The following is a 584-nucleotide window of genomic DNA, read 5'->3' on the forward strand; positions in this document are numbered from 1 at the left end:
TTCGATATGCGGGCAGCTGCGACATCATTCTCTATCATGAACTTTGCGCCGGGATTGACGGCCATGACATCGGCCCGGCAAGCCCGGCGGCCGAGCCGCTCAGGCGGCTCGGGCTGCTGCGTGTCCTCGAAGAGCATGTTGTCCAGCGGACCATCGATGCCCTGTCGGCAGCGCCTGACCTTCGCCTGGGGGTCAATATATCGATGGAGAGCGCCGTTCTCGACCTGTGGTGGTTCAATGTCTGCGAAAGGCTGGGGTCGGCTGCGCCCGTTGCCGAGCGGCTTGTCTTTGAATTGAACGGCATCCACCGGTTGCCTGCAACAGCCGATGCCATCGATTTCATGACGGACATCAAACGATATGGCTGCCAGATCGCGCTCGATGATCTCGGGCCTGATCATGTGCCTGTCTGGAGTGCAGGGGCGTTTTCACCCGATATTGCCAAGATCGAAGCAAGGCAGATCCAAGGCGCAGGCCTGTCCGATTGTGGTCACGATGCACTGGCTCTGTTGATCAAGGAGGCCGCCCATGTCTCTGGTCTCGTCATTGTGCAAGGGGTCAGGACACAATCGGACAGCGCGCTT

1 protein-coding gene is annotated in these 584 nt (G+C 59.6%); it reads left to right on the forward strand.

What is annotated here, in order from left to right; all coding sequences use genetic code 11:
- Nucleotides 1-584 (forward strand): EAL domain-containing protein (locus tag ACTJJ7_RS28075; RefSeq protein WP_440969507.1); only part of this gene is annotated, 584 nt, incomplete at both ends.

It is taken from the genome of Phyllobacterium sp. 22229, assembly GCF_052056495.1.
Taxonomy (GTDB): domain Bacteria; phylum Pseudomonadota; class Alphaproteobacteria; order Rhizobiales; family Rhizobiaceae; genus Phyllobacterium; species Phyllobacterium myrsinacearum.